Raw genomic sequence first — 21,671 nt, 5'->3', positions numbered from 1 at the left:
TTTGTCTATTTTTAGAATTTTTAATATAAAAATTATCTATGATTTTAACAAATATTTATTTAAGAAAATTAAAAAATGAAGACTGCAATCGAATATATCGATGTGAGTGAGCTACTATATTTTTAGTTATACTAGCTAGATAGTAATTTTTAAAAAACACGCTCTCAAAATACGACGGAGACTCATTACTATATAGGCCAGAACTAAAAGCGATCAAATTTCGCCATAAAAATTAGCCAGGAAAATCGAATATAAAACCGCCCCAACATGGTATTACCACAGAAAAAAGAAAGGTCTGGTATAAGCACCCAGAAGTTTTCTAGAAATATTAAGCGGGAATATCTAGTGTGAAACACTAGTGTCTAAAGCTGATTAGTAAAACTATAGCTATTAAATACTAAGAATAAAATTAGTGTACCCAAACCAGAAAAACGATACTCAGAATATATTAGTATGCATCTTGCTTCAGATTTTTCAATACACGTAAATAACGTGGTTTCTATTATAGAATGCAATAACAAATTTGTGAACCTCATTATATGTATGAATACATAGTCTTTAGAGACTTGTAACTTTTACAAGTCTTGTATAAAAATTCTTTGTTATATCTAAATATAATAGCAGTTAACAAAGGAATGATTTTCCTGTGCATAACATTAATTATCTTAATTTAAACAGAGACTTACTGGAGTGAAAAAACCACATAAAAATGTGTGCCAAACACTATATTTTTGTCTCACTTATTGCAAGCATAAACTCGTGGTTGAAAGTATCCAGTGATATACTCTGGTAATTGATATTCTTGTCTACAGTACAATTTAGATAACTTCAGACGGTAATGCGTCCACTCAATGCGTTCACCAGCCCCCCCCACGCTTAGTAGCTTTAGCTTTCTATTGATCTGGCTATCGATACATTCATTCTCCATCACTGACAATACAAATCTTTATAAACTATCAGCGAACCGCCGTACAAACTCCGATGTTTCTAAAGTTAGTCACTTTCTCGACTAAGCATAAGATTATCATCTGTCTTCTACACCCCTCTCGAATCAATTAATACCATGTAACTCCCTCTAGCAGAGGGAGTTATCCTAATCCCCGCTGGGTTAGCGTCACTCATAGCGATAGCTGATTCCGATCATTAATCTAGTTTATCTAGTTATAGCGTATAATTAAAGTTGATCAATACCCAACAGCACTCCTGGTGTATAGAGAACGTCTATGCTCAGGAGCTACCAGATTCCATAATTATCTGGATAAAAACAAAAACCGAATTACCAAAGTTAAGCATACTCCTAACATCTTGCGATTATAATTTTGCACTTTTGAACGCTAATAGCGCAGCACTTCTAGCTGAATTAGGCAGACCAGAAAAATTCTATAATCGCATGTAAGTCTTACTTACTCACCCCGTAGATTATAATGCGCATCTCTCGGATTACAGTACAGAAAGTAGAAGCTATGAACATACTTTGATGATGCTAATCGAATAATAAATGATCAGCATAGTACTGATGTTTTTATCCTGATAGGAATTTTTAAGATATTCTACGGATAAAATGCCCAAATAAAACTTGGTAATTCGAGGTTTAAATTTGCAAAGCCTAACTAATATTAGGCCAGTTTCTATTAAGGTTAGAAGCTAATATTTTCTGAATCTCGTTGCATACTACATACAGCACACGAAAGAGCGAGTAAATTACTCCAAACTAATTTTAGAAAAATTTTCTATGGTTTTTACGGACGGTACTATTCACATACGCATAAAGAGCATTAACCCTAATCGGGAGGGTAGCAATACTAATACCGTATTAATGCAAGTGGTTCTCGGAATGCTTAAGGCAGAATCACAGAACTAGACGCAATGTCTAGTGCACGCACGTATAATCGGCGCGTTTGTAGCGTTCATAATTAATTAACTTCAAAAGGATACGTATGAACAAACAGGAACTGATCGACATAGTCTCTCTGAAGACTGGTACCAGCAAGCTGCAAACTAGTGAGACACTCGACGCTCTGCTCGAAGTTATTAAAAAATCTGTTTCCAGTGGCGACAGCGTTCAGTTGATCGGCTTCGGCAGCTTCGGCACCGGTAATCGCGAAGCACGCACCGGCCGAAACCCAAAGACGGGTGAGGCGATCAAGATTCCCGCTGCAAAGACCATCAAATTCACTGCTGGAAAAGCATTCAAAGACGCCGTCAATAATCGCTGATATTACGGGTGCACCTATGTTGCTCCACCTGTATAGGTGCACTTTTGAGCTATATCCACTGAATGTGCGGGGTGTAGCATACATTACACCCCCCCGCAAACATCGACGATATATAAAGTAACCTCGTTTTTATGAGGATAAGATCCTAAAAGTAAAAATCTTAATAATACAGACGAATTAAGGCTCTCTATTCACAGTTCTTTAATGTTTGGTGTAAGTTACCGTTGTAACTTTAGTTCATTAGAGCAATTTACATTAAATATGATAAGTCTTATTGTTCTATTCACTCACATGACTTATGGTTGTGCACTAAGTGAGCTCTTGCACCAGTGTTAAACACAACTTTCCAGTATCATAAAATTTCCCGCCCGGAAACTACCATATAAAGAGTGGTAGTTAGTTAATGCTGCTTATATTGATAGACAGACAGTTCAAGCGATGACTAGATTATTGTTAACTCATATACCAATAAATAATTAAAGTGTGTTTCTAAGTAGATGGTTTGAAGAAGGCGCATGCATGCTCTCAGAAAAAGTGTTACTCAAGTGGTCAGTGAGGTTACGAGCTAACTATCTGGACTGAATAAAATATTCCTGAGGGTCGAATAGCTATTTTCGTCTTAATGATAAAGCACCGACTATCTGATCACGAATTCGTGAAGACTATATAAGGTATTAACACTCGAGAATATATTTAGTGTGTATTTGAGCATGGAATCACACATTAGGCACTATAATCTCTCATAAAATAGTTACCATGTAACTCGCTTATCCTACGTATAAGCCTATAGTGAAAGTACAAATTTCGTTAAGAGTCTATCGTTAAAAAACAACATTATATGATGTCGTGCGCGCGATAGTAAGATTTATTAAGCATATTAAAGATAATAATTAAACGGGGCTATAGATAATAGATCTTAATGCGCTTTCGCAGTTTAATGATATATAAACGAAAGTTATACTGGTCTGAGAAATTTAGGACTTAAAACTGCGGATAGTAGTACAGCAGACATTACTGACTTAGTGGTCTATACCGGCATGTTGTATATAAGGGATAGATGTGATGATTTATTTACGATGTGAAGCTTTAGGGTTTGATCTGCTTATGGCAATCTAGTAAAACCCCAGTACAATAGAACATCCCATCGTATCTACTAAGGGCGAGAAGACGTCGCTAAATCTCAAGTAAGATTTGTACGTTAGCGCGTTTAATTATTAAATGTTTTATTAGATGATTCATGCTTTATAGCCATATACAGAAGTGTGAATATCTCCTTAGTATACTAATCTTAATAGCAGATTTAAATAGCTTTGAGTATAAAACGAGTCACCTGGATCTAATAGATGGTTTGTCGCATAGATTTTAGTTAATTTAAGTAATGAGGCAAGAATGCGATACACAAAACGAAAAATTCGGCGATTAGTCAATATACAGATGATACGCCATCGTGGTTTGACACTTATTGAAGTTATGGTCATGATCGCGATTTTAGGGATCTTGGCCTCTTTCTTAGCATCTAAAATCAAGAGTCATCACGACCGGAATCATCACGCTAAAGCCACCCATATTGTTACAATCATGAATGCATGCAAATCTGTACCGACTCGGTAATAACTGATATTTAACACAAGAATAGGGTTTATAAATGTTGATCCGGAAGCCGTCAAAGTATATTGGAAACTTAAAATAACGGGAGCATGTATACCCACCATCATAACTTCTAGAGTCACTCAAGCATCAGTTCTAGTCTTGTAGTGAAGGATTCTCATTTATATAAGATATCTACTGTAGTACTTAACTACGCAATTATTGTGTAGTAACGGATCATGGAAATACGAGGAAGAGTGCATATAATCTGGATCTCGACGAAATAACAGTCGAGGGTCGTGTTCGGTTTAAAAAGTAATGATATTACTAATGCAGATTATATTTATTGGGAAGTTACCTAAGTTGGTGTTATCAGACATACTGCTTCGAAGTTCGTTGAGTTGAAAACAAGATACTGGGTTCAGAATCTATACTTAGCAGCAATCACATTCTAATATGCTTTCTACCTTATTAAGAGTGTGAGAGCGTGGAAGTATTAGCTTGTTATATAAAGCCAGCTTACGAATTGGCTGGGCTATATTTTTCAAAGAAAGCAAAGGCAGGTGTCATCAGTATCGGCTCGTATCACCTGTCTCTGGGTGTCTATTACTTAGGAAGTACTGGAAGGTACTTATTACTGTTTAGCTATTTGCTAGCTACTGAGTGGATAGATGCAGTAGATAGAAACACACTATACTATGCTCCTAGTTTATTTTCGAAGGTCAGTACTAACTTCTAGCATTCTAGAAACCACTGTTAATCACTGTTATTGCTAAGATCAAATAATTCAATTGCAGATTTATGCCCCCCCTCAACGACCCCGAAAATGCATTTCAGATAAAAGCTCAGATATATCTGAATACAAGTAGCTGGATTGTTTATCTCGTAAATTATGAAGGCGGTGTTGAGTTCCAGGCGATCTAGGGTAGGTCTGATATGATATGCATTTATAAGGTTCGTTTAACCTGAGCATTTTACGTAGTGAGTTCTATATGTATATCCTCGACATTTTTTGATTTGAATGCTTTTTTAAATAAAGCTTTAGCTAATATGATGAACACTTGAATATAGTACTATCACCTGTAGATTATCCGATCTCTATCTGTACCGGTGTGAGTGGCATACATCTAATATTGTTAATATTAGTACAGTAGTGCGAGGTTTATAGTTTATATATAATCTTATTATGATGTAGAGCTTTTCAAAAACTATAAATCGCAGATAATTCGATTAAATCAATGTTACCCCCACTCGCTGAGTTGTTACCCACTGGTATCACCATACTAAAATTAGTGAAGCGTCAGCAGCAACTGACGCTAACTAGATCTTTGCGAAGTATCGACTAGTTGACATAGCTGAACTGGGTAGATTATGTGAATAGCTTTTATTTAGAGAACTTCGACATATAATAATCATGGTATGAAGAAGAATTTAACGTGAATGATGTGTTACTTGTAGTGCAAAAGAAATAAGAAACGGCAAAGTAAAGATAGCCAGTGCACATAATACATCTGAATAGATGACCAACAGTAGTACTGTTTACTATGACGCGTGTATGTATGCAAGCAAGTAAAGATAAGATAAAAAACTCGCTACGCGTTACTACACGTAAAATTATTCTAAGTCATTGAACCGGATATGCGATGGCGGAGTATTTATCAAATAAAGGCCAGATTGAGTTGCTAAGGCGGGATGGTTTTGTCATAGTACCTAGATTATTGCCGGCTAATCTTTGCGAAGCGATCAAGTATGCGGCCCGAACTGAGCTGACACGGCTGAATGGGGCCATTGAATTTGAATCAGATTTGCACTACTTAGGCGCACCAAAATCACGTATTGCACCTGGCGGAAATACTGTACGCCGTTTGCTAGACGCTTACGCACGAAGTAAAATATATCAGAATCTAGCAAAATCAGCAAAAATCCGGAGCCGGATAGCATTGTACTTTGACGAGCATATCGCGCTCTCTCTTGCGCATCATAATTGTTTGATGACGAAGCATCCAACATACGGAAGCCAGACAAGCTGGCACCGAGATGTCCGGTATTGGGCATTTGAGCGAGAGGACCTTATATCTGTATGGTTTGCGCTTGGTACTGAAACTGAAGAGAACGGCGCACTACGGTTTGTGCCGGGATCCCATATATTAGATTTATCCGCTGAACGTTTTGACGAATCGAAGTTTTTCCGCCTTGATACGTCGGAGAATGTGGCGTTGATTAGAACGGCTATTTCTCCAACTTTAAACTTAGGTGATGCAATATTCTTTCATTGCAATACATTGCATGCAGCGGGAAAAAACTTATCTGATGACATCAAGTTTTCACTAGTTTTCACTTATCATGGTATTAGTAATTTACCGGTTCCAGGCACTCGCTCAGCGGCTAAGTCGGAGGTTCTCCTATAAGGTAGAAATAGTGGTTGCGCATAAGTAAAGATCTATATGCAGCGCGTGATCTCCGCCTAGCATTATTTTTTATGCCTTACCGTTGCTAACTCAAAGCTCGTCTAAAAAATATACTAGTGCCACTAGCTCAGTAGCAAATAGCCACAATTATACTATTGGCCGGCATTCCTTCGAAAAAGTATAACGAATTTCATGAAAATAATGTGTGAAGTTCATACTCATACTCAAAAACTCATTTTTTTAATTAGATTAAACGGTACTTCACTATCTCGTTAGCAGAATACTATATGTGTATAGCAGAATATACGCGACAGAGTTCTAAAGAAAAGATTCAAAAAATATTTCTTGATGATCAGTCCGGTATTGTGAATCTAATTAACCACAAAATATCAAAGCGTAACAGGCTAAAACTACAAGGTTTCTTATTAAGAAGTTATATGAGCCAGTTCTACTACAAGTAGCTAGTATTTTACTCTGGAATAACTAGTCTAACAAAATAAACTCTATAGCTTATTTAGTTAAGAGTTGCGCATTTAGCTGCAGACTTGATGCATACGAACAGGTTTTAATTTATTAACATCACTTATGTATCTATAATGTTGGAGCGTTTTAGGATAAGTATCCCCTATCTCTACAGATTATCATGCTGCTCAATGTGAGAAAACAAAGTTTTCATATTTCAGGGAAAAGTAGCAAGAGCATAGTGTCATTACAACATTCTTTCGCATTATTTCAAGTATCCCATATTTTGAACGTACTGCCCGACACTCACACTGCTATGTGTTGCTATACTGCTACATAGCAGTGTGAGTGTCGGGCAAGCGCGACGAACGCACTAAGGTAGTCTGTGTCAATATCGGCTTCTCGCATGCCAACAAAGATCTGTTTAGCAATACCATCGCGTCCTAAGCGGACGGTATCAATCGGCATCTTATCTGCATATTCCCGCACTAACCAACAAGGTAATGCAGCAACACCGAGTCCGCTAGCAACCATTTGCACTATAATATCGGTAGTTTCGATTGTTTTGTGAAGCTTTGGCCGAACGCCAGCCGGCACTAGAAATTGCATATATACGTCTAGCCGATCAATATCAACTGGATAGGTAATGAGAACCTCGCTCGTTAACTGTATCGGATCTACATGAGTACCGCGTGTTAATACATGTCCACGTTGGACTACCAGCACTTGCTCGTAATCAAACACGGGCTCGAAATAAATACCCGCACGACGCAACGGATCAGGTGTAACTAAGATGTCTATATCGTAGACGAACAACGCGCCAACACCACCAAACTGAAACTTTTGTTTCACATCTACGTGAACGTCTGGCCACTGTGCTAGATAAGGAGATACTATCTTCAGTAACCATTGGTAACATGGGTGACATTCCATCCCGATGCGTAGCGTGCCACGAGCTCCTTGTGCATATTGGGATAGTCGCGCTTGTGCATGCTCTAGCTGTGGTAGTACGCGATTAGCAACTGCTAATAAATATTCTCCTGCTTGGGTAAGTCGTAAATTTCGGCCTTCACGACGCCAGACTGTCGTAGCCAGCATCTGCTCCATTCTCTTAACCGTATGACTGAGCGCTGACTGGGTCAGGCACAATACTTCGGCTGCAGCTGTTAATGAACCTCGCCTGTCAACCTCGCGCACAATCGCCAGGTGGATACGTTCGAGCATATTAAACCATGATAATAATTAATGCATATATGAAATATTATCACTTTTTCCCATGCAACTGCACTCATATAGTGAATTTACTTTTAACACCTCCCATTTAGAATTATGGCTATTACGCACAATCTAGGCTTTCCGCGCATCGGCGCGAAGCGCGAATTAAAATTCGCGCTCGAGTCCTACTGGAAGGGACAATCTTCGTTGGATGCACTGAAGGCAGTGGGCTCTGAATTACGTCAGCGGCACTGGGCTAACCAGTCGAAATTAGACTGGTCACCAGTGGGTGATTTTACATTCTATGACCAAGTACTCGATATGAGTTTTACTCTCGGCAACTTACCGGAACGAGTACGTGATCTATCTGGCGATTCACTCGATAATTATTTTCGGATTGCTCGCGGGCGTTCTGCCACGGATAGGGTATGCAATTATGATGTACAGGCCAGCGAGATGACTAAGTGGTTTGATACCAATTACCACTATATCGTACCAGAGTTAAGCACATCTACCGTCTTTACGCTTGATTCATCGCGACTTCTTAATGAGTTTAAACAAGCGCAATGCCTTGGTGTAAAAGCTAAGCCGGTAATTATCGGGCCACTGACATATCTCTGGCTCGGAAAAACTAAGGATGACTCAGATAAACTCGAATTACTGCCGCGACTGTTGCCGGTCTATACACAATTGCTAGCCAAGCTTGCCGAGCAAGGTGCTGAATGGGTGCAGATCGATGAACCAATCCTTGTGACTGAGCTGGATCCGACCTGGCAGCAGGCGTTTATACGTGCATACAATACGCTGCATACTGATCAAGTGAAGTTGCTATTAGCTACCTATTTTGGGCAATTAAGAGAGAATTTGTCGCTTGCCTGTCGCTTGCCAGTTCAGGGACTACATGTAGATGCGCTTAATGCGTACAATGAGATCCCTGATGTAATTATGGAGCTAGCTTCTGACCGCGTTCTGTCGCTTGGAATTGTCAATGGCCGTAATATTTGGAAAACTGATCTCCTCGCAACACTTGACTGGCTTGAGCCAATTCATAGACAACTTGGTCATCGCCTTTGGCTGGCTCCATCGTGCTCATTGCTGCACGTTCCGGTAGATATAACAAGTGAATGTGAGCTCGATACTGAACTCCGTTCATGGCTATCATTTGCACTTCAAAAACTCAACGAACTGAGTGTTCTGTCTGCTGCGTTAAATAACGGCAGGCAGTCTATGGAGACTGAACTTCGGGATAATCAGACCGCTATAGCGGCACGTAAAGTATCGACACGCGTTCATAATCCGGCCGTTAAGACAGCCCTTGCGCGTATCGACGCTAATATGGAGCGCCGCACTAGCCCTTATTCCGAACGAGCGTGCAAGCAACACGAGGAGTTGAAACTACCACTGTATCCGACCACGACAATTGGATCATTTCCACAAACTGAAGAGATTCGACATATACGTAATCTTTTCCGTCGAGGTGAATTAAATGAGTCGAGCTATAACACCGCTATGCGCGAGCAGATCGCGCGTAGCGTGCGCGAACAAGAATTACTAGGACTCGACGTTTTAGTGCATGGTGAGGCCGAGCGAAATGATATGGTCGAGTATTTTGGCGAGCAGCTCGAGGGTTATGCCTTTAGTCAATTCGGCTGGGTGCAGTCTTATGGTTCGCGTTGCGTGAAACCACCGATCATGTTCGGTGATATTATTCGGCCCAAGCCGATGACGGTTAAGTGGATTCAATATGCACAGTCGCTAACTAACAAGCCGATGAAAGGTATGTTGACAGGACCCGTAACAATCCTAAACTGGTCGTTCGTACGTGATGACCAGCCACGCGCTGTGTCGTGTCAGCAACTTGCTTTAGCGATTCGAGAAGAGGTGCTCGACCTGGAGAATGCGGGCGTACGCGTAATTCAGATTGATGAAGCTGCTCTGCGTGAAGGTTTACCTCTACGTAGAGCTCAATGGCATGAGTACTTGCAGTGGGCAGTCAGCGCGTTCCGGATTGCGGCTAACGGTGTACGAGATAACACGCAAATTCATACACATATGTGCTATTCTGAGTTCAATGATATCATTGAATCTATTGCAGATATGGATGCAGACGTTATCACAATCGAAACATCGCGATCGGATATGGAGTTACTCGATGCATTCGATCACTTTAACTATCCGAATGAGATTGGACCGGGTGTGTACGATATCCATTCACCAAATATTCCCACCCAAGATCATATTATCCACCTAATGCTACAGGCAGCTAAGCGTATACCAGCTCAGCGTTTGTGGGTTAATCCTGACTGTGGTCTAAAGACACGCGCATGGGAAGAGGTTGTCCCGGCACTACACAATATGGTAGCTGCAGCCCATAAATTGCGTAGCACTATATAGACGTGACCCCCAGTTAAACTTTAGCAAGCTAAACGCTAATTTGTAGTGTTTGGCGATCTAATTTAGTATGCACCGAATCCGGGGAAATTTCCGTTTTCGGTGCAGTTATAGGAATCCTACGAGATTATGCTAACATCATGCTCAAATAAACCGCATAGAGAATTCCATTGCATAGCAAGGCCCAAATTGGTAAGCCGCGATCGTGCAACAGTACTCGACACCATGCTGCCCCGATTAATGTAATGACGATGCTAGTTAGAATCTCGAAATGCCGCTCCCATGGGGTAAGCATAATGCCAAGCGCTGGGAGCACTGTCCCCTGAAACACCATAGCACCAGTAAGGTTCGAAAATGCGAGGGTATCTTTCCCGCGCCGCACCCACAAAATAGTGTTTACCTTTTCTGGTAACTCCGTAGCGATTGGAATAATTAGCAGGGATAATAGCAGTGGTGATACTCCTAACATCTGGGAGCACTTATCTACGTAATACATGAATCCTTTCGCGCCACTAATCAGTAAAACTAGCGAAATACTTAGCTGAAATAAAATCGTCATGAGACGCATAGGGATACCAATGCGCGATAGATACATGCGGTCTAGCACTGTCGTGCTGTGCTCGATGCTCACTAATGCTTGCGACGCTTTCAATGTCGCATACACGTAATATATATACATACATACAAGGGTAATGCTCAACCCTGCCCGCACCACTACATTTGTATGCGGCACGTACATCGTGACGGCTGATAACGAAAACCCACATAAAAAATAGTTAAGATCCCGTTTAATACCGCTGGTCTCTGGCTGTATACGACCACAAAGCCCACGCCGGCCTAGTATAGATAGTGTCATTAGACATGTGGATAGTGTCACAAGCATCAGCGGCGCACCCAGAATGGCCCCTATCCCAATTTCTTCGTTAAGGTGCTCTCCGCGCCCAGACAGAATAGCGATTATCGGGATTGACGTCTCCGGTAATGCAGTACCGACTGCCGCGAATAATGAGCCGGTTACGCCATCGGATAGTTTCATCCGCTTACTTAGGTGTTCTAGCGCATTTGTAAATAATTCAGCGGCAAGCAAAATTGCCGCAAGCATCAGAATAAGTTGGAGCACAATCCTAGTCATACGCGGCTCCCGGCATAACAGACTGCATAGAGAAATGAGCATGCAAGTAGAGGAAATATAGATGTTGCACGATATATCTCTACGGTTAGATATATGAAGATCTAAAGCATAGCGCCACAATCTGACTGAGTATGGGGCGCAGCGCTAGCTCTAGGCGAGCTTAGGTAAGTTAGTGATAAAGGAATCATTTAGAGGTAAAAACATAAGTCTATGCTACTCTAGCTACTAGAACTTACACGACGTAGTAACATAAAACAAACACTCGCCTAAATGCCGTGCATTCTAACTAATAGTTATCCGCTCACCTGGAATAAGACGAGTATGGAATATTTATCAATCTTGATCCGAGAGACAAAATATAGCCAGCGTTAGGCTTAGCCTATAAAAGTCATATATAGAGAGGGAGCCTATAGAAAAAACACGGGTAATATGCGCCTATCTAAAATAAGCGTGATTGCACTTAACTGGGATTTCGTTGCAGGTCTGATAAAGATATCTAATTAGAGGCGCGCAGAATTCGAAATTTTTGCTTTTTCGCAGACTTTTTAGGGTCTATCTATAAAAAAGTGGGGGAGGTAGCTGTCTTTTATTAGCTGATGAAATCAGATGCTTACATTAGTGCTACACCATGCTATTCAATTGACAAAACCTATGACATCGAGGATGTCGATGTACTACTTAAAATACGTCTTGTTTAATAGAGAGATTGTTGATGTTGCATACACAACATGCGTTGTAAGCGCTAAACTATAAGAATAGTTCTTATAATAATCCGACGCATATTATTGCTTAAGAAGTGCTTTATCATCCTATGATGTAATACTATGTAACTTTTATTATTCAAGTATCTCGCACTCATAATAATTGCGAGCCTTACCCATCTATTAGCGCTCAGCTAGTATCACACTGTGTGTGATACATAAGTGCGGAACCTATAATTTTTCTTGGAATAGCCTAAAGCGCTAGATTATACTTTCTTAGGTAAGAGTATAACTCTTTAACATGTTAATCTCAGATAGAATGGCTTTTTGTATATACTGGGTCTTGCCGCATTGCAACAGCTGTTATTATCGCTTATCGCATAGTATATTTTGGGGTATTTATAGGGGCATCGAGAATCTTAGCCTACGCGAACTATCGTCTAGTTATCAAGATACATTAGCACTATAGCTAACCAGATAAATTTTGAAAACAGTACTGAAAATAACTAATTAGTTTTATCTAGATAGAATCAGCAATCTTTAAGGTGCATCTAAAAGTATGTTGCTCGTGAATATATATCGTGGTAGAAAACCGATTACGGTATACTATACGATAATGTTCAAGAACACGCCTTCCTTCCAAACGACGGATACGTACGCTAGACGCCTGGCTTTATTGATGCAGCCCGCACATCGACCATTGCTGCTCAAAGGTTTACAGGGCATTGAAAAAGAAAGCCTAAGGGTACGGCGTGATGGAATGCTCGGGCTTACGCCACACCCTACCGCACTGGGCTCGGCGCTTATACATGCTCAGCTGACAACCGATTATTCAGAGTCATTACTTGAGATTATCACTCCAGCTCAGCATACTTCCGATGTAATGCTCGAGCAGCTTGATATGCTGCATCGTTATGTCTATGAGTCGATTGGTGACGAGTTACTATGGAATGCATCAATGCCCTGTGTGCTGCCGCCCGAGGAACAAATTCCGATTGCGCAATATGGCACATCAAATATTGGCCGGCTTAAGCATGTTTACCGGCGCGGGTTAGCGCTGCGTTATGGAAAATCCATGCAGTGTATCGCTGGTATTCACTATAACTTTTCGTTGCATGAAGATATTTTTCGATTATTGCAACAGCACGAGCGCACTGATGGCTCCCCGCTTCAGTATCAGTCGAATTCATACCTTGCCCTCATCCGAAATTTCCGGCGTAGCAGTTGGCTACTAATGCTATTGTTCGGTGCCTCGCCTGCACTCTCACGCAGTTTCGTGCGTGGATGCCTGAATGGGCTAGATACTTTCGATGCAGATACGTTATTTCTGCCCTATGCAACTAGTCTTCGAATGAGCGATTTAGTTGGCTACCAAAATACTCCTGGACAGTCATCAGTTAGTGCAGATTATAACAATTTAGATAACTATCTAAATACTGTAGCGAATGCAATTAGTCAGCCTTATCCTCCCTATAAGCAACTCGGCACGAAACGAAATGGCGAGTGGTTGCAAATCAACACTAACGTGCTTCAGATGGAAAATGAGCTGTATTCGACGATCCGTCCGAAGCGCATTACGCAATCAGGTGAACGCCCCCTTCATGCTCTTGCATCTCGCGGCGTTCAGTATATTGAAGTGCGATTACTTGATATCGATCCCTTTGAGGCTATCGGAATCTCGTCTAATACCGCGCGTTTTCTTGAGGCGTACTTATTATACTGCGCGCTCGATGAAAGTCCGTTACTCTATGCGGCGGAGCATATAGAAGCAAATAATAACTTTGCTTGTGTAGTAATGCAGGCACGACGTCCTGGACTTGAGTTATCTCGCGATGGCCGACTAGTTTCTTTGCAAGACTGGGCCATTGAATTGCTTGAGAAGATCGAGCTGGCTGCGGTATTACTTGATACACAGGATGGTGGAGGTCGATATTGCGCCGCACTATCTGCACAACGCACAAAGGTTGAAAACTTTGCGTTGACTCCTTCGGCGCGTATATTAGACGATATGAACACAACAGGTCGTTCGTTTATTCGCTTTGCACTCGAGCAGAGTGCAAAGCACGCCTCAGCTATGCGTGCTCGGCCGCTATCAAGAGAGATGCATGATCACTATGCAACACTTGCAGTGCGTTCGTTGCAGCAACAAAATGAGATTGAGCAGGCTGAACTAGGTCAATTTGATCAGTTTATGGAATCCTACCACGCGTATACGCCGCACCGAATCAACGTCTGATACCTCGGTCTTATAATTAGCATAGTCTGTAAAATGTGCCTGGAGCTTATATTGCGAGTGTTGCGAGTTAAAGACTCGGCGCACCATTCCCGCATATCATACGTTGATAGTCCATAGTATGGCCAGCTTCAGGGTTTTTATATACTCACAGTATATTTCTAATGCTTAACTATATAGCAGAAATCTAATGACAAGCGAGGTGTTCAGGGATGAGGTAAGTACCTGTAATTTAGTAATGTATGAACTTTAGATAAAGATAGCAAAGCTTACATCATCGAATTATATCTATAATAAAGCGACTTTTATTCTCTGATCCCAAATATTCATCCTTACAAAAGAAGGTATGCTCATCGACATCGAATAGTCGCAAAAAACCAGCATTATTAGGATGAATGTCCTGTCTATCGCTTATGCCTTACTCCAATTCCTAAACGAGGAAGTACATAAAGATCTCCCTAAAAAACACCCCGTTATTGACCAGTAGATCTAACCATCCAGAATATACGGAGTATTATGTATAATACTCCGATTAATCTATACGATTACCTGTTATACAGAACATTACGACTTTATTACTATCGTTATTTACATTTTAATATGTAATATATACGCTTGTACATTAGCGCGATACTTATTCTTGCTAGACGTTAGAAAATATAGCAGTATTCTTCTGAGCTACGTTGCTTACTAAGATTACTTTATTCACAATAAGCAAAATCAACGCACTAGAATTTTAGTGCTGGTCCTCTATAATCTAGTATCTGCTTGGGCATGGCTGTATGTTTAGTAACGTGCGAGAGATATCGAAAGCGATAATATTGCTACCTAAAATTGGAGTAGATTATTAGTTGACGTAGTTTAGGTAAACTACTGTACGATACCGATCGGGTCCAATAGAAATATCTCTGAAAACTTAATGTTTCCAGAGATATTTAGTACTTGTATTTCGAATGACACAATGAAATATAATAAGATTTTTACTTTTTAATTTCTTAATTCAATTTAGAGTTACTCTATGGTAATAAATACTGTCGATAGAAAAGATGAAATATGCATTAATTTCATACAATAGTATATTTTTGCTTAAGACAGCATGTAATTTATATACAATAGTATATGCCGGCTCGCACTAAAGAATAAGAATATCTCTATATAAATCTTGACGCTAAGATTGCATTCGGTAGAAGAAAATTTTTGAGTATCCACTATCACTTACAGTTGGTAAGAATTCGGTAAAAATTTTCCTTAGATTATTCTTTTGTATAAAATAAAAATGGGGTGCCAACCGATTTCAGTGTAGCAAAGATCATGGTTGCGCGAGAATACCGATGCATGTTGAAAACTTTTGATTTCTCTAATACAATTGATTATAATCTGATTTCTCTAAATACCCCCCTAAGGAAAATAAGATTAAACCATTGCAGAATTATATATTCTACTATGTATAGAAATATTAATTTATTTATATTAAATACGCCGAGATTTTCTAAATTGATACTTCCTAAGTCATTATCTTCAAGAGCTAGATGAGGGCTATACTGTATAGCTAGAGCTAGGCAATAATTATTGATATTAATCAATAGATAGCTTAATGAGTCTTCAAGACTATCGAGTCGATATTAATTTTGCAATTTACCCCCCATATCTAAATAGTACTTTAATAAAATGTATGAAATAAGTGGAAGATGCAGTGGCGGAGAGCTAAATCTAAATATTTTATTCTTTTAAATAACAGTATCGATACTGCAGTCGGTTACTAAATTTTAGTACTATTTGATAGTATGCGGTTATTCCATTTTATTATTTTGTCTTGCAGTTTACAAAAAAGAAATACTGAAGTTTCTAACTAACTGATAGAAAGAGATCTTTGGGATAGTGTAATCTACATATAGTAGGCCTTAAATATCTAAGTTCCCTGCTTGCGGGGCATTGCTCTCGATAAACGCTCGTCTCGGCTCGACTTCATCACCCATCAATATTGTAAAAATTCTATCTGCGGCAATTGCATCTTCAATCTGTACGCGTAGTAAAATCCGATTAGCTGGATTCATCGTAGTTTCCCACAGCTGCCCAGGGTTCATTTCGCCGAGCCCTTTGTAGCGTTGCTTAGATACGTTTCGTTCTACATCTGCGATTAGCCACTTCATTGCGCTCTTAAAGTTTTTTATAGCCATCATCCGATCACCACGCTTGATTATTGCGCCGAAGCCAATTAGCCCCTTGAATATATTGGCAGTATTCGTCAGCTGTTGGAAATCTGTAGTTAGTAAGAATTTTTCGTCGATGATTGAAGTTTTAGTATTACCATGATACTGCCGATCGATGCGTAGCGAATATAACTCATATGTGGCATCATATTGTGGTGAGATTGATACGCCTAGAATAATATCATGCATTTTGCTCCGCATTGCTTCTGCGGATTTACGTGTTGTATCGGCAGACGTCAAGTCAATAGTTACCCCCTCTATAATTGCTTCAAGCGAATCTTTATCATAGATGGGGCTAAGCCTATCTACTACTGCTTGCGCAAGAAGGTACGAGCGTGCGAGCTTATCTAGCGCAGTACCATGAATCGGTTTTCCACCTTCTGATGGTATCAGCTCTGCACCATATAACGCTAGCTTAAGCATATAATGATTTAATTCGTTCTGGTCTTTTAAATAAAACTCATCTTTTCCAGTCTTTAGCTTGAAGAGGGGGGGTTGTGCGATATAGACATACCCGCGTTCAATTATCTCGGGCATTTGCCGGTAGAAGAATGTCAGCAGTAGCGTTCGGATATGGGCGCCATCCACATCTGCATCGGTCATAATAATGATGCGGTGATAGCGAAGCCTCTCGGGGTTGTAATCATGCTTTCCGATGCCGCAACCCAGGGCAGTAATAAGTGTGACAATCTGCTCAGACGATAGCAGTTTGTCGTATCGTGCTTTCTCGACGTTTAGCACTTTTCCGCGCAGTGGCAAGATCGCCTGAAATTTTCGATCACGTCCCTGCTTTGCGGAACCCCCGGCAGAATCACCTTCTACAATATGAATCTCAGATTTTGTTGGGTCTTTTTCCTGGCAATCAGCTAGCTTTCCAGGTAAACCGATACCATCTAGCACACCTTTTCGGCGTGTCATTTCACGAGCCTTGCGTGCGGCATCTCGTGCTCGCGCCGCATCTACGATTTTACCGCAAATAATCTTCGCGTCGTGTGGTGTCTCTAGCAAGTATTCCTCAAGCGCTTTTGCCACGACTTCCTCGACTGGAGCACGTACTTCTGAGGACACTAGTTTATCTTTCGTCTGCGAACTAAACTTTGGCTCCGGAGCTTTAACGCTAAGTACACATGACAGTCCCTCGCGAATGTCGTCTCCAGTTGTTTCTATTTTTGCCTTTTTTGCTATATCGGTGTCGGTAATATATTTATTAATTACACGAGTCAAAGCCGCTCGCAATCCGGTTAAATGGGTTCCGCCGTCTCGTTGTGGAATATTATTTGTAAAGCACAAGACATTTTCATTGAAGCTATCGTTCCACTGCATTGCAATCTCGACACCAATGCCGTCTTTCTCGCCGCTAACATAAAATATATTGTGATGCAGTGTTTGTTTCGTTTTGTTGATGTATTCTACAAAACCCTTCACACCACCAGAGAACTCAAAATTTTCTGATTTCCCGCTACGCTGGTCTGTTAACCGAATTCTTACGCCATTATTTAAGAACGACAACTCGCGTATGCGCTTGGAGAGAATATCATAGTGATACTCAATAGTACCAAAAATTGCCTCATCTGCTAAAAAGTGCACTTCAGTGCCGCGACTCTTGGTATCCCCTATAATCATCATAGGAGATACTTGTTGATCATCGCGTTTTTCAAGTACGCGATCTAATACAACGCCACGATGAAATTCTAGGAAATGTTTTTTACCGCTACGGCGCACAGTGAGCCGTAGCCATTTAGATAGTGCATTAACACACGATACACCAACGCCGTGTAGTCCACCTGATACTTTGTAGCTGTTCTGATCAAACTTACCCCCGGCGTGTAACTCAATCATCACGATTTCAGCTGCACTGCGCTTCGGTCTATGCTTGTCATCACGCTTAATATCAGTTGGGATCCCCCGACCGTTATCAATTACAGAGATTGAGTTATCTGTATGGATAACTACGTGAATGTCATTACAGTGTCCAGCAAGTGCTTCGTCAATCGAATTATCGAGTACCTCAAATACAAGATGATGAAGACCGGTGCCATCGGAAGTGTCCCCAATATACATTCCTGGGCGCTTGCGTACAGCTTCGAGACCTTCTAGAATCTGGATTGAGGACTCGCCATAGCCATTATCCGTATCTGACTTCGATTGCGGATTTTGCTGTTCAATCATAAATTTTCCGGTTTTTTATGCTGCTTTAATACCCAATAAACATTAAATTGACTGGCCTATACTAGAATCCTAGTCATTATCCTAATCATATTCGCATTGGCATTACTACATACTTAAATTTTTTGTTCTCTGGAATGGTAATTAACGCGCTTGATGTTGAATCGCTGCCTAATGCGATTTGGATCATACGGACTTTCAAGTTCGCGAGTACGTCTAATAAATATATAACGTTAAAGCCAACATCCAGCGTATCACCATGGTATGCGATTTCTAGTTCTTCCTGCGCTTCTTCATGATCGGCATTGGTAGACATAATTTTTAGCTGGCCTGGTGCAATAATACATCGAACGCCTTTAAATTTTTCCGACATCAAAATCGCAGCCCGCTGCAAGGAATGCTGTAATTCGTTACGGTCTATTACAAATATGTTTGTATAGTTCCTCGGAATCACGCGCTGGAATTCCGGGAACCTACCCTCGATAAGCTTAGATACTAACTCTACCTGGCCAAATATAAATTTCACCTGCGTAGGTGCGATATCAATTTTTAGTAGATGATCGCTATCATCTAGAAGTCGCTGAAGCTCAAGAATTGTTTTTCTTGGAATAATGACCTCCTGTCGCGCGAATGCGCTATCCGTCTTCATTGATGCGAACGCAAGGCGGTGACCATCAGTCGCTACGGCTATTAACTGATCACCATCGATTACCAGAAGCATACCGTTCAAGTAATAGCGAATATCCTGCTGCGCTATCGCAAAGTACACCATCCCAAGCAATTGCTTAAACGTTTTCTGTGAAACTGATAAGCTGGCGCCGAAGTTTTTTATTTGTGCTAGCATCGGGAATTCATCGGCTGGTAGAGTTTGCAGTGCAAACCGACTCTTTCCGAACTGAACGATTAGCCGCTTTGCAGACAATGCAAGTGTGACATTGCCAACTGGAATCGCGCGCAAGATATCGACAAGTTTTCGCGCAGCTACTGTCGTAGCTACTTTTTCGTTACCGACGCCAAAATCGGAACGCGTGGTAATCTGCAATTCAAGATCGGTAGACAGGAATGATACGTCTAGGCCATTCTTAGATATAAGCAGATTTGCGAGAATCGGCAGTGTATGGCGGCGCTTGACAATGCCGCTAACCATCTGTAGCGGACGCAGCAAAGTATCCCGTTCGGTCTTTACCAATTCCATAGAATTCCTTCTTGATATGATATGATGGTTTATACACTCCACATTGCCTGCGTAGAAACTAAGTTTCGGCTGTTTCCTTAAACTGCCATTGTGCCTGAAAACGCACAAGTGTACCTGATGCATATAGGCACAATCATGCCTTTTTACGTAACATTTACTAAAGTGTAGTAATAGCTAGAGCACAATATAGTGCTGTGTCGCTTATCCTTTAAGAGTTTGTTCGAGTACGTGTAGCTCGTGATTCAGTTGTATGTCTTTGCTGCGCTCATTAGAGATTTTACGCACTGCGTGTAACACTGTTGTGTGATCGCGGCCACCGAATAGTTCCCCGATCTCAGGCAGGCTCTTCTGCGTAAGCTCCTTAGCTAAGTGCATTGCAATCTGACGCGGCCGAGCAATATTAGTCGGCCGTTTTTTGGAATACATATCAGCGGCTTTTATGTTATAGAAATCGGCAACGGTTTTCTGAATACTTTCAATTGAGATTTGACGATTTTGAATTGTTAGTAGATCTTTTAGTGCCGCTTTAGTGAGATCAATCGTGATTCCTTGTCCACGGGATTTTGAATACGCGAGAATTTTCTGAATCGCCTCTTCAAGCTCTCGCACATTTGATCGCAGGTGCTTAGCGACAAAAAATGCAACATCCTCATTTACCACAACGTCTTCAGACTGCGCCTTACGTATTAAAATCGCAACTCGCATCTCTAGTTCAGGCGGCTCGATTGCTATGGTCAAGCCAGAGTCAAATCGCGAGATCAATCGGTCATCAATACCAGATATTTCTTTCGGATACGTATCGCTTGTAATGATAACTTGCGCTTTATTTGCGACAAGCGCCTCGAAAGCATAGAAAAATTCTTCCTGCGTACGTGACTTACCAGAGAAGAACTGAATATCATCGATCAAGAGTAAGTCAAGCGAATGGTAGTATTTCTTGAACTCGTCGGATGCCTTGCGCTGGTATGCCCTCACGACATTGGAGACATACTGCTCCGCATGAATGTATCGAATTCGAGCACTAGCCCGGCCCCGTAGAAGTTCGTTTCCAATCGCATGGATCAAGTGTGTCTTGCCAAGACCGACGCCGCCGTATAGAAATAGTGGGTTATACGATATACCGGGGTTATCAGCAACCTGGATCGCCGCAGCATGAGCGAACTGATTCGCTTTACCAGTAACAAAATTTTTTAAGGTGAGCACTGGATTAAGTTTAGAACACTCGTATGTGGACTCCGTATCAGTTAAGGACGTAAGAGCTCCGAGGCTGGGGTAGCGCCATACTGCCATAGCTTCTTTCACGTCTAGGTTGAGCTCACCCATATTCAAGTTATTATTCACAGTTGAGGAGCTGCATATGCTAAGCGCATGATCTATCGTTGGATAAGGTACTGAGCTATTAGCGGGTGCAGCAGCCGACGCGCTCGAAGTCGCTGCAATAACCGCGTCTATAGCGTTAGCGAGTGCGCTACCGCTCATGAGTTGCGCTGGAGATGCTTTTAGGCAATCCTTAGCATGAAGGACGAACTTCACTTGCACTGGATGCTGCCAAAAATCGCGTGCTAAATCGGTTATACGACTAGAAAATTGGCTTTTCACCCAGTCAAGCTTAAAGCGATTCGGCGCGGCAATACGCACCGTGTTCGCCTCAACATCGAAGCCGACAGGCGAGAGTGGCTTAATCCATGTTACGTACTGCTGAGGCGTTAGCTCACGCGCCAGTAGAGTTGAGCAATGTTCCCAGAAATCGTTCAT

10 protein-coding genes are annotated in these 21,671 nt (G+C 41.2%); 5 read left to right on the top strand and 5 right to left on the bottom strand.

Annotated elements, in window-relative coordinates; all coding sequences use genetic code 11:
• The first annotated feature begins 1,937 nt into the window (after positions 1–1,937).
• From GKR41_RS00200 to GKR41_RS00190, 3 genes are all read left to right on the top strand, one after another.
• Positions 1,938–2,216, top strand: coding sequence for an HU family DNA-binding protein (locus GKR41_RS00200; RefSeq protein WP_226809857.1), 279 nt, complete (start codon positions 1,938–1,940; stop codon positions 2,214–2,216).
• 1,389 nt (positions 2,217–3,605) lie between these two features.
• Positions 3,606–3,827: a type II secretion system protein gene (locus GKR41_RS04025; protein WP_420885656.1), complete on the top strand. Its 222-nt coding sequence runs from the start codon at positions 3,606–3,608 to the stop codon at positions 3,825–3,827.
• 1,619 nt (positions 3,828–5,446) lie between these two features.
• Positions 5,447–6,211 (top strand): phytanoyl-CoA dioxygenase family protein, encoded by a 765-nt coding sequence (locus tag GKR41_RS00190; protein ID WP_226809856.1) that lies wholly within the window; start codon positions 5,447–5,449, stop codon positions 6,209–6,211.
• A gap of 786 nt (positions 6,212–6,997) precedes the next feature.
• Here GKR41_RS00190 and GKR41_RS00185 read toward each other — a convergent pair.
• A complete protein-coding gene (locus GKR41_RS00185; RefSeq protein ID WP_226809855.1) occupies positions 6,998–7,897 on the bottom strand; it encodes a LysR family transcriptional regulator in 900 nt (299 codons plus the stop codon).
• 105 nt (positions 7,898–8,002) lie between these two features.
• On the opposite strand from GKR41_RS00185, the gene metE reads away from it, so the two are divergent.
• Positions 8,003–10,282: a 5-methyltetrahydropteroyltriglutamate--homocysteine S-methyltransferase gene (gene metE / locus GKR41_RS00180; RefSeq protein WP_226809854.1), complete on the top strand. Its 2,280-nt coding sequence runs from the start codon at positions 8,003–8,005 to the stop codon at positions 10,280–10,282.
• Between the two features lie 124 nt (positions 10,283–10,406).
• Here the strand turns inward: metE and GKR41_RS00175 are convergent, their stop codons facing one another.
• Positions 10,407–11,411, bottom strand: a complete 1,005-nt coding sequence (locus GKR41_RS00175) for a sodium:calcium antiporter (protein WP_226809853.1) — start codon at positions 11,409–11,411, stop codon at positions 10,407–10,409.
• Between the two features lie 1,317 nt (positions 11,412–12,728).
• Between GKR41_RS00175 and gshA the strand changes: the two genes are divergently transcribed.
• On the top strand, positions 12,729–14,348 hold the full coding sequence (gshA, locus tag GKR41_RS00170) for a glutamate--cysteine ligase (protein WP_226810266.1): 1,620 nt from the start codon (positions 12,729–12,731) through the stop codon (positions 14,346–14,348).
• 1,898 nt (positions 14,349–16,246) lie between these two features.
• On the opposite strand, the gene gyrB is transcribed toward gshA, so the two are convergent.
• The 3 genes from gyrB to dnaA form a co-directional block, all read right to left on the bottom strand.
• Positions 16,247–18,724 carry a DNA topoisomerase (ATP-hydrolyzing) subunit B gene (gene gyrB, locus GKR41_RS00165; RefSeq protein ID WP_226809852.1) on the bottom strand — a complete coding sequence of 826 codons (2,478 nt, stop codon included), beginning with the start codon at positions 18,722–18,724 and terminating at the stop codon, positions 16,247–16,249.
• Between the two features lie 85 nt (positions 18,725–18,809).
• Positions 18,810–19,916 carry a DNA polymerase III subunit beta gene (gene dnaN, locus GKR41_RS00160; protein WP_226809851.1) on the bottom strand — a complete coding sequence of 369 codons (1,107 nt, stop codon included), beginning with the start codon at positions 19,914–19,916 and terminating at the stop codon, positions 18,810–18,812.
• A gap of 201 nt (positions 19,917–20,117) precedes the next feature.
• Complete coding sequence (dnaA, locus tag GKR41_RS00155; protein ID WP_226809850.1) at positions 20,118–21,671, bottom strand: chromosomal replication initiator protein DnaA; 1,554 nt, start codon at positions 21,669–21,671, stop codon at positions 20,118–20,120.

Source organism: Candidatus Vallotia laricis (assembly GCF_020541325.1).
GTDB lineage: Bacteria > Pseudomonadota > Gammaproteobacteria > Burkholderiales > Burkholderiaceae > Mycetohabitans > Mycetohabitans laricis.
This window is presented reverse-complemented; position numbering and strand designations above follow the sequence as displayed.